The organism is Coleofasciculus sp. F4-SAH-05, assembly GCF_040222985.1.
Taxonomy (GTDB): Bacteria; Cyanobacteriota; Cyanobacteriia; order Cyanobacteriales; family Coleofasciculaceae; genus Coleofasciculus; species Coleofasciculus chthonoplastes.
Map to the genome: position 1 here is coordinate 31883 of NZ_JAVKBY010000266.1, position 10474 is coordinate 42356.

Consider the following 10474-nt stretch of genomic DNA (forward strand, 5'->3'; position numbering starts at 1 on the left):
CTTACTCTAAAGGAATGATTTTGTTTAAAGGTTGATTAGTTTGGGCGAGTTCCCAGTTCTCCATGAGTTCGGTTTGATGTAGACTTGCCCATTCAGTCACAAGTTTAGTTGCTCTTGAGGTTAGCTTTCCGGCTATAATTTCCAGCGTATTAATACTGACAAGGGCTTTTTGTTGGTTGTAGCGGACATGAAAATGTGGGGGGAGGTGATCATTATAATACATGGTAACGATGATTCCGAAAAAACGACTGATTTCTGGCATGAAATCACCTCTTTACTGCAAACGCCTGTCTGCCATGACTAGCCTATCACTAGGGTAGCTGCGATGTCCCTAGGGAATTAATGGAGGTGTTAAAAGCGCGATCGCACTTTCTTAGACATCTAAATATTGGTAGGGGCACGATGGTATCGTGCCCTGCAATCAGTGACGGGTTAAGGGGCGTTACTTAGGCTTTTGCAGCATAATCAACGTCTCGTAATAGTTATCGAGCGAACGCGGTCGAGCATTCCGATTACACTTATCCAACTGAATATCGTGAAGCGCATCGACCTCAAACCCAACCCGTTGTGCTTCATCAGCGAGGATCTCAGCAACGTTAACAACATAGAGTGGCTTACGGGTTTTAAATTGATAAAATGTGCTAGTTTTTCCACTAATGACTACCGCTTTTGCCCCAGGACGTAAAACCCGGTACATCTCGGCAAACGCTTGGCGCATATCCAGAAAATATCTGCCTGTCGGCTCTGCCTTTATTTGCCGTAGTTTATCTCTGTGCAGCCACTCCACTAGGTCACGTTCATTATTCGTCAACGCCCCAACATCTATGCCATTGCCGTTCATCGAACCGATAGAATTGTCAATTAAATCCTCTACATTATCAAGACCCAATGCAATTAATGACAAAGCTCGCGCCTTCGCATAACTCTCCCGTCCACTCGACGCCGGAAGGTAAGGAGGTGATGTTACTAAAATGTCGAACTGTCCTAAATTACTCGGCAAATGCTTACTATCAGCCGCTATCACCTGGGCATCAGCCAACCGTAAATGAATCATTTGCTTTAACCATTCACACATTGCCGCCACCTTGACATATTGCCTTAAAGAATCCGTAAAAATAGTAAACAGCGGCTTCTGCGCCAACGTGAGAGAAAACCGTCCAACCCCCGTCCCCATAAAACGCATCCGAATCTTGCGGGATATCGCATCTGACATCAGTACACAAAGCAACTTATAAAGTCGTGGATCAGATCCAGTAATAGCCGACTGAACTCGATTAATTTCCCCGCTTAACTCCGTGGCAATTTCCCCAGTCATTTTCCGATTTTTCATCAACCAATCCGGAAAAATAATCGTCATTTCATCGGAGTCACACCGCCCACCGAATCGAGTTTCGATTATCTTATTCTCTATTGCCTGGATAATACGTGCCGCTTCCGTGGCTAACAACTCGCTATCCATGTCCACAGCATCCAGTTTTGCTTGGGCAATCATGGTCGAGAGTGGATCAATATCGAGTCCTAGACTAGGAATTCCTAAAATAGAGGCTTCTAAAAGCGTTGTCCCACTGCCCACAAAATTATCAAGGACATGACAACCTTTCCCTAACTCTGGCGTACAACTATTGAGGATAGAGCGAACCATCCGGGGAAAAAACTTGGCTTTGTAATAGTGGATATCATGGGTTAAATGAGACGTCGTAGACCGTGCGGATAAGGCAATGGTGGTCAATTTTATCACCGATTTATTAACCGTTCTGTCCAACAGTGCATCAACCAATCCGTCTAAATTCCGCTTTGTATCATCAACTCCCTGGGAATGATTAGCGACGATCTTAGATAACTCAATCAGAGTATAATGAGGAATGGCTTGAATAATCAGGCGATTGTCCACCACCTGGTTCTTAATAATAGACCCAACCTGGTGTATAGTATCAACTAAAAAAGCTTTGGTGCTTGGGGAAACTTGAGTAACACAATAAATTCGTTGAATAAATGAAACCCGCCGAATCAGGTGAGGCAATAGCTCCAGTGAACCCTTAGCGACATAGGCTTGTTTTCCATTTTGCCGAACATGAGCATCTAACCGTCCCAACCCTTCAATCTCCGACAATTCAGGGATGTTTTGGATAATGCTTTTAATCTCCATTAAATCCTGAACTCTATCTGGCAAAAACGAATCCAGCTCCATCTGGGCGAGTAACAAATCACCTTCAAGAGCTATATTTTGACGTAACTTAAAAACGAAAATAGCCGTTGACTCACTCATCAGACATCTCATCGATTAACCGGGTTAAACTTAATAGTCTATACAAATCAGCATCCCGGTATATAGAACGGGTTAAGCACAGCAGTGCATCATATAAGTTGAAAATGCTATCTGCCTCAAAAGCAACAATGTTATCGAATCCAATATCTCCTGGTAGAGACACAGAATACTTATCCTTCGTCCAAATGACATCTTGGACTTCAGCCAGGTAACTAGCATACCCATGTTCCGGTAAAAAATTAGATGCCAGGACAGCGCGAATCCGACGACGTGGACATTTCTCTTTATAGTAGGTGCCAAACTTTAAAACTTGGTATGTTCCTTTTTTGATATCATCAGTACGCTCCATACCTGGTGCATTCTTAGAATCATCAACCGAACTGCCACAACCACACATTATCCACCGACGCGAATCCACCGATTTTCTCTTAGTTCTCTGGCGGCTATTGATATACAACTCGTAAAGTTGCTTCCAGGCTAAAAGAATAGTCGCTAAGTTCTGAGGAGCGCGAATAAACTCAGTAAGCGGTGTATAGGGCCAATTGTCTGGCGTATAGTGATTTAATGGAATTCGTAAGTCAATGTGAGGGATATACAATGACAAATTAGATTCACTTATCAAAGCCGTTGCCATAGAATGATCTCGTTTAGAGACAAGCTCACCCTCTCGAACCTCAGTCATCGGTTTCGTGAGTCTAATTTCCAGAGGATAGACCACTAAGGGTGACGACTTAATTTCTACTAAGGCGAGCATATCCCGATCATAAATTACAGCATCTATATCTCCTTGACGAACTGTAGATTTGCCAATCTTGGCATCGGGGGCAATTCGACGGGCGACTTCAGATAAAATTAAAATTGTCGTATCAGCCGCCATTCGTCCAATAGCATCAGAACCCGGTTTGTTTGACTTGGCTGATGGCTTTATCCCACGCTTAACACTACAGCGAGGACAAGTCTTGAGAAATGGAAAATATAAAGAGGGATGCTCATCTAATTCACTACCAGCACAGTAAATCCATCCCCCATCTGCAACCATTCGTTCTACGTATTTAGCCGATAACACAAAATCAAAAAGCGCCGGGAGAGCTATACTGGGAGGATAATTTTCAACTCCATCCCGGGATGAGCGACACAAGTCCTGATAAGTGTCAATAAACGTGCTGGTTAATTGAGTTGCTCCATCTACGGGTAAAAGAGTTAGGGAATTTTGCAACGAGATCATCTTACTACGAATCTCACAGTGAGTCTCGCAGGATAATCCACAAGGTAAGTCAGTAAAATTAGAATTCATGCTCAAGTCTTTATAAAGCTGTTGCAGCGCGATCGCACTTTCTTATACATCTAAATTGCCGTTGGTAGGGGCACGATACCATCGTGCCCTGCTATCAGACTGGTTAAGGTGCGTTACGCAAGCGCTTTCACACGATGGCGGACTGACACAGCTAAAATTGTGGAATAGATTTGACGTTTAACCCTTCGACTTCGCTCAGGGTTAAACGGGGCGCAAGCCTTGCGCCCCTACTACCATTTTAGGTGTGCCACGCCACTACAGATAGAGCCTTTGCGTAATCCAAATCTTGAGCGGGTAACGCAACCCGTTATCATAATGTTATGGGAAGAAGCAACACCTCTGGTCACACCACCGTTGTCGGCACTCACCCCTACCTTGAACTCAACAATCAAGGTCAAATCCAGCGCTTTTATCTCAACCAAGATACCCATACCCTGGGACGCGATCGCACGTTCTCTAACCTCCCCATCCCTCCCAGTTGGGACATTATCTCCAACCGCCACGCCATCTTACGCAAAGAGGGTGAGGACTATCGCATCTTTGATGGCGATGGTCAACGTCCCAGTACCAATGGTATTTTTATCAACAAAACCCGAATCAACACCAGCCAAGGCTATCTCCTCCAAAGCGGCGCACAACTGGAAATTGGTCAAGATCCCCGCAACTATATCCTCCTCACCTATACCAATCCCAATCGCAGCCAACTCACCGTCCAACCCAGTAAACAGCGCCTATCTCTCCAGGGATTGCGCGAGTGGCCCGTGGAATTGGGACGCGAACCCACTCCTGGACGCTACGCCGCCATCCAACTCGACGCCCCCACCGTCTCCCGTCTCCACGCCGTTATCACTCCCTCCCCCCAAGGCGGCTACCGCTTAGAAGACCGTAGCACCAATGGTACCTTCCTGAACGAAAAACCGATCAATACTACCGTTCCCCTCAAAGATGGCGATACCATCCGCATCGGACCCTTTAGCCTGCTACTACGCCAAGACACCCTGGAATTAGTGGATCGAGGCAATTTTATCCGCCTCGACGCCCATCGCTTAGTGCGTCAGGTTAAAGATAAACAAGGGAGAACCAAAACCATCCTCAGTCACGTCTCTCTCCCGATTGAACCGGGACAATTTGTCGCCTTGGTGGGCGGAAGTGGTACGGGGAAATCCACCCTATTAAAAACCCTCTTAGGCATTGAACCCACCCAGGAAGGTGGCGTCTTTCTCAATGGCGACAACCTGCGACAGAATTTTAACCTCTATCGGTCTCAAATTGGCTATGTCCCCCAAGATGATATCGTTCATCCGGATTTAACCGTCGCCGAAGTTCTCACCTACTCCTGTCGGTTACGATTACCTCCGGATACCCATGTCAACGCGATCGTGAATCGCACCCTCGACCAAGTTAAACTAGAGTTTGTCCGCAATAGTTTTGTCCGCGATTTGAGTGGGGGACAACGCAAACGGGTGAGTATCGCCGTGGAACTCTTGGCTGATCCGAAACTCTTTTTCCTGGATGAACCCACATCTGGACTTGACCCCGGATTGGACAAAGAGATGATGCAACTCTTACGGGAACTCGCCCATCAGGGACGCACTATCGTCCTCGTCACCCATGCAACCGCCAATATCGAAGTCTGCGATCGCATCGCGTTTCTGGGTCGCGGTGGACACCTGTGCTACTTTGGTCCCCCGCAAGAGGCGATGGACTTTTTTGAAATGCCGTCTGCTGACTTAAAATACTTTGCCGATATTTACATCAAACTCGACCAAGGCAAAACAAAATCAGAAAATGAGCAAACTGTCAAGCATTGGACAGAGAAATTTTTGCATCATTCCGCCCCCTATCAAGCCTATATTCAAGCCTCTTTAAGTCCCGGTAAAGTCACCCCATCCCAACCCGCACCCCATTCAGGAAGCGGAAGTTCCCCCCTGAACCAACTCTGGCTATTGAGTCAACGCTACCTAAAACTGATTCTTCGCGATCGCCTCAGTCTCGCCCTCTCCTTATTCACCGCCCCGATTGGTATTGGCTTAATTGTCCTGACGTTACAGGGTAAAACCCCTTTAGCTGAACTTGACACCCTAGACGTAACCCAAGCGCCTCTCGCCTTACGAGTCCTATTTATTTTTACCTGTGCCGCTATTTTAGTCGGACTCTTAAGTTCAGTCCAAGAAATTGTCAAAGAATTCAGTATTTATGCTAGAGAACGACTGGTGAATTTAGGCATTTTTCCCTATCTGGGGTCTAAATTCCTGATCCGTTCTGGTTTAGCGATTCTGCAAACTATTTTGATTGTTCTGGTTATTTTAGTGGGGTTTAAATCGCCTACTCCGGAATTAATTCTCTGGTCAATTGGTTTATCCTTAACTACATTTTTAACGCTAATGGCTACCTTGAGTTTAGGACTCTTGGTGTCCGCCTTCGTTACCAATGAAACCGAGGCAAATAATAGCTTATCCTTACTCTTTCTACCCCAAATTATCTTTTCTGGCGTTCTCTTTGAACTGACTGGTTTTGCCAGTAAACTCTCCTGGTTAACCATCAGTCGTTGGTCAGTTGGCGCCTATGGTGCTTTAGTGGATGTCAATGCTATGGTATCGGAACAAACACCTCTACCAGGAATTGAACCACCTCCCCTTCCCTTTGAACCGACGCCCGTTTATGATCCAACCTGGGACAACCTGCGACTTAACTGGGGTATCCTTTGTTTACACACCGTTGTTTATCTGGCGATCGCGCTTTGGTTACACAAGCGTAAGGATATTCTTTGATACTCTCCCTGAGAGGGGTTTGGAGACCAAACCCCTACGTTGGTAATTAACGTGATGCACCTTAATTAATCACAGCTTGACTTAAATATGAAGGGGTGGCTTCGCCACTTTCAACCCGGCTTCCGCTTGCACGTATTCCTCAATGTCAATCGTGACCGGTTCAACTTTCCAGATATCTTGACAATATTCCCGGATTGTGCGATCGGAGGAAAACTTGCCGGTGCGAGCCGTATTCAGAATCGACATACGAATCCAATTCTCTTGGTCACGATAAGCATGACTGACGCGATCTTGGCAATCGATGTACGATTGATAGTCGGCAAATAATAGGTACTCATCTTTGTAGAGGAGTGAATCCACAATTGGCTTAAACAAGTCCGGATGCTCAGGACAGAATTCACCCGAAGCCATGCGCTCAATCACTTCTTTTAATTGAGCATTGTTATGGTAGTAATCCATCGGGTTGTAGCCCCGGGATTTCAAGTCATAGACCTCTTGTGCGGTTAAACCAAACAAGAAGAAGTTATCCGCTCCCACAGCTTCCCGAATCTCAATATTTGCTCCATCCAAAGTGCCAATAGTTAGCGCTCCATTCAGGGCAAACTTCATATTGCCTGTGCCGGAAGCTTCCTTACCTGCCATGGAAATTTGCTCGGAAAGATTTGCCGCTGGGTAAATCTTCTGACCCAAGGAGACCGAAAATCCTTCCATAAACACCACTTTAATCCGACCAGCCACATCGGGATCGTTGTTGACCACTTTAGCGACCGCATTAATCAACCGGATCACCAACTTCGCCATATAATAGCCCGGAGCTGCCTTGCCTGCAAAAATGAAGGTTCGGGGCAGAATTTCGATGCCCGGATTGCGCTTGATCCGGTTGTAGAGGGTAATGATATACAAGACATCGAGTAACTGACGCTTGTATTCATGTAATCGCTTCACCTGGACATCAAACAAGGAATTGGGATCGACTTCTACGTCATTAAACAGTAGAATATAGTCCACCAACTCTTGCTTATGCTGCTGCTTAATCGTGGCAAACCGTTGGCGAAATTCTGGATCATCGGCAAAGGCTTCCAGTTTTTGCAAGTCTTGCAGGTGAGTCACCCAACTATCACCAATTTTTTCCGTAATCAAGTCAGAAAGTTGGGGATTACTCAGCAATAGCCAGCGACGCGGGGTAATGCCATTGGTTTTGTTATTGAATCGTTCTGGGAACATTTCATAGAAATCGTGCAGCACTCGTTCCTTGAGTAATTCTGTATGGAGTGCGGCTACGCCGTTAATGCTATGGCTACCGACACAAGCGAGGTGTGCCATGCGGACAAATTTTTCCCCACCTTCCTCAATCAAGGACATACGTTGCAACCGTTCCCCATCTCCAGGATATTTCACTTTGACCTGTTCCAGGAAGCGATGGTTAATTTCGTAGATAATTTCCAGATGTCGCGGTAGTAAACGCTCGAATAAGCGGACGGGCCAACGCTCTAGGGCTTCGGATAGCAGGGTATGGTTGGTATAGCCGAAGGTGTGCTTGGTGATGTACCAGGCTCGGTTCCATCCCAATTGATATTTATCCACCAACAGCCGCATTAATTCGGCGATGCCAATTGAGGGATGGGTGTCGTTGAGTTGGATCGCGACTTTTTCGTGGAACTGGTCAAAGTTCCGGTGTGTGCGGCGGTAGGTGTTGATGATGTCTTGGAGTGAACAGCTGACGAAGAAATACTGCTGTTCTAGGCGTAGTTGTTGACCCTGAGAGGTATTATCGTTGGGATACAGGACTTTGGAAATATTCTCAGAGAATATCTTGTCTGTAACCGCTCCCGAATAGTCTCCACTGTCAAACACTTGGAAGTTGAACTCTTCGGAGGCTCCGGCTCGCCACAGACGTAGACTATTGACGGTGTTGTTATGGTATCCCGGTACGGGTGTATCGTAGGGGGTTCCTAAGACTTTGCGATCGGGAATCCAACGCACTCGATACTGACCCTTCTGATCATGATACCCTTCGGTATGTCCGCCAAACTTGACCGTTACGGTTAATTCGGGACGGCGGATTTCCCAGGGGTTGCCAAACCGCAGCCATTTATCCGGATGTTCGACTTGAGCGCCTTCTTCAATACGCTGATCGAAGATGCCAAATTCATAGCGAATTCCGTAGCCAATGGCGGGAATTTCTAAGGTGGCGAGGGAATCCAGAAAACAGGCGGCTAAACGTCCTAACCCGCCATTTCCCAGTCCGGGTTCGGGTTCGAGTGCCATTAAGTCATCCAGCTTTAATCCGGATTCTTCTAGGGCTTGACAAACTCGGTCGTACATATTCAAGTTGAGCAAGTTATTGCTTAACTGACGACCCATTAAAAACTCTGCCGAGAGATAATAAACAGTCTTGACCTCTTTTTGCAGGTAGGTTGTCGCGGTATTAATCCACCGATGCAGCAAGCGATCGCGTACCGTATAAGCCAGAGCCATGTAGTAATCGTAGGGGGTGGCTAAGAACTCGTTCTTGCCCTGGATATAGTACAAGTTATCGGCAAAGGCACGTTTTAGCGTCTCCACCGTCATCCCGGTGCGATCGTCTTCCACTTTAATTTCCGGGAGGCAGACATTCGACTGGACGGGTTGATCGCTATTGGGTTCAAAAACTTGGTTATTCATAGACTGGTTTTTACTGATGACACGATTTAATATCGTTCCCCCTGCTACTCTAGTCTCTAAAATTGGCGATGCCAAGGTATCAGACGTTGGGGGTTGCTTTCGCTCTATCCGTCAGCTTAACCGCACCAGACCGCGATCCGGAACGTCTATGTAAAAATCTGTTATGCCTTGGCGCGAAGTCGTTGATGCAGTCTTTTCCACCTCAGGTGCGATCGCGATCGTAAACTGCTCGGTATAAACTCTCGTGACGTTCTCCCGACGCTGCGCTGACCTTCGGTACAGCGCGGGCTTCACTGGATCGCTCCAGGGACTACCTGCTTCCTTCGGTCTTGTCTAGGCAAAGCCCCCGACAGAACCCGTCCACAGGCGATTTCATCAGCCGTGAGACCCACGACCGAGAGGCATTGATAGTTACCAAAACTATTTGTTAAATTTCTGGATTTTAGGCTGATTTTATATCAAAAGATACTTTATGAGGCGGATAAATTGCTATACCATTCATTCTAGCCTATGAATCTAGCGGTCAAATCATAATCACTAACTGAACTATTATTCAGTAACATTCGCTACTTATACTTCCCGGTTATGACTTTGTACAGACGTTCCACCGAGGCGTCTCTACTGACTGACTCATTATGTTAGTCATTGATGGGCTGATTTGTGGTTAACAATTGTTTATTAAATTAGGAGATAACCGATTATGGGTATCAAAACTTGTCTGTGTTGTGGTCATCCCCTCTTACGCCATGTAAGACGACAAGGTATTTATTGGTTTTGCACAGTTTGCCATCAGGAGATGATTCCCCTCAAGCCCAGCCAGTCATCTATTCGTGTCGATACTCTAAAGCTTATACCAAACAGTCAGATTTTGCGATCGCGTCCCTTAGAAACCGTTCAATCTTAGCTTGTCTTATCTAATCAACCGCCCGGAGGTTTAAACCACTGGTTAAAAGTGGGGAAGGGCGGGTTTTGTTGTTCCGTTATTGGTGGGGAAGGGCGGGTTTTGTTGTTCCGTTATTGGTGGGGAGCTAAATTTAGTACCTAAACCCGCCCCTACAATTGTACCTAAACCCGCCCCTACAATTGATTGACTTTGACACTCTCCCGGTTAAAACGCGGGAGATTATTGAGCTAATTATTGCCATGAAAGAGTTACCTCTAATTAGGTCTTACACAATTATGTCCTACCCGAAGTCAACTAGAATATCACTTAATATCTAGAACCCCTCTTTTTGGGTAGCTCTCCAAGCTTTTACCTAAATTAATTAGGAAGTTTCCGTATGCCCTACGGTACTTATCAAGTATTTAGTTTTTACAAAAAGTGCTATTCCGACTGAGAAAATCGACTGAGAAAATCGACTGAGAAAATCGACTGAGAAAATCGACTGAGAAAATCGACTGAGAAAATCGACTGAGAAAATCGGCATTGTACGAATTTTGGCTCGTTTGACATCCTAGCAAGATCAATTACACCATTTA

At 46.0% G+C, this 10474-nt stretch carries 7 protein-coding genes; 3 read left to right on the forward strand and 4 right to left on the reverse strand.

Annotation, left to right across the window (positions count from 1 at the left end; translation table 11 throughout):
* Position 1: 1 nt before the first annotated feature.
* The 3 genes from RIG27_RS32605 to RIG27_RS32615 form a co-directional block, all read right to left on the reverse strand.
* Positions 2–262 carry a DUF4160 domain-containing protein gene (locus RIG27_RS32605; RefSeq protein ID WP_446351196.1) on the reverse strand — a complete coding sequence of 87 codons (261 nt, stop codon included), beginning with the start codon at positions 260–262 and terminating at the stop codon, positions 2–4.
* 180 nt (positions 263–442) lie between these two features.
* A complete protein-coding gene (locus RIG27_RS32610; RefSeq protein ID WP_446351197.1) occupies positions 443–2266 on the reverse strand; it encodes a hypothetical protein in 1824 nt (607 codons plus the stop codon).
* Entirely contained in the window at positions 2259–3560 is a 1302-nt protein-coding gene (locus RIG27_RS32615; RefSeq protein WP_446351198.1) for a hypothetical protein, read from the reverse strand. Before RIG27_RS32615 ends, RIG27_RS32610 begins: the two co-directional genes overlap by 8 nt.
* A gap of 320 nt (positions 3561–3880) precedes the next feature.
* Here RIG27_RS32615 and RIG27_RS32620 point away from each other — a divergent pair, with 320 nt between their 5' ends.
* Positions 3881–6331 carry an ATP-binding cassette domain-containing protein gene (locus RIG27_RS32620; protein ID WP_446351199.1) on the forward strand — a complete coding sequence of 817 codons (2451 nt, stop codon included), beginning with the start codon at positions 3881–3883 and terminating at the stop codon, positions 6329–6331.
* Positions 6332–6412: 81 nt separating this feature from the next.
* Here the strand turns inward: RIG27_RS32620 and RIG27_RS32625 are convergent, their stop codons facing one another.
* A complete protein-coding gene (locus RIG27_RS32625) occupies positions 6413–8995 on the reverse strand; it encodes a glycogen/starch/alpha-glucan phosphorylase (protein WP_446351200.1) in 2583 nt (860 codons plus the stop codon).
* 68 nt (positions 8996–9063) lie between these two features.
* On the opposite strand from RIG27_RS32625, the gene RIG27_RS32630 reads away from it, so the two are divergent.
* Both RIG27_RS32630 and RIG27_RS32635 read left to right on the forward strand, forming a co-directional pair.
* Positions 9064–9219 carry a hypothetical protein gene (locus RIG27_RS32630; RefSeq protein ID WP_446340863.1) on the forward strand — a complete coding sequence of 52 codons (156 nt, stop codon included), beginning with the start codon at positions 9064–9066 and terminating at the stop codon, positions 9217–9219.
* Between the two features lie 476 nt (positions 9220–9695).
* Entirely contained in the window at positions 9696–9899 is a 204-nt protein-coding gene (locus tag RIG27_RS32635) for a hypothetical protein (protein ID WP_446351201.1), read from the forward strand.
* The last annotated feature ends 575 nt before the right edge of the window (positions 9900–10474 follow it).

Excerpts from the sequence above, each read along its gene's own strand:
- RIG27_RS32635 (WP_446351201.1), top strand. The coding sequence starts at position 9,696 with ATGGGTATCAAAACTTGTCTGTGTTGTGGTCATCCCCTCTTACGCCAT.
- RIG27_RS32615 (WP_446351198.1), bottom strand. The coding sequence starts at position 3,560 with ATGAATTCTAATTTTACTGACTTACCTTGTGGATTATCCTGCGAGACT.
- RIG27_RS32620 (WP_446351199.1), top strand. The coding sequence starts at position 3,881 with ATGGGAAGAAGCAACACCTCTGGTCACACCACCGTTGTCGGCACTCAC.
- RIG27_RS32630 (WP_446340863.1), top strand. The coding sequence starts at position 9,064 with ATGCCAAGGTATCAGACGTTGGGGGTTGCTTTCGCTCTATCCGTCAGC.
- RIG27_RS32610 (WP_446351197.1), bottom strand. The coding sequence starts at position 2,266 with ATGAGTGAGTCAACGGCTATTTTCGTTTTTAAGTTACGTCAAAATATA.
- RIG27_RS32605 (WP_446351196.1), bottom strand. The coding sequence starts at position 262 with ATGCCAGAAATCAGTCGTTTTTTCGGAATCATCGTTACCATGTATTAT.
- RIG27_RS32625 (WP_446351200.1), bottom strand. The coding sequence starts at position 8,995 with ATGAATAACCAAGTTTTTGAACCCAATAGCGATCAACCCGTCCAGTCG.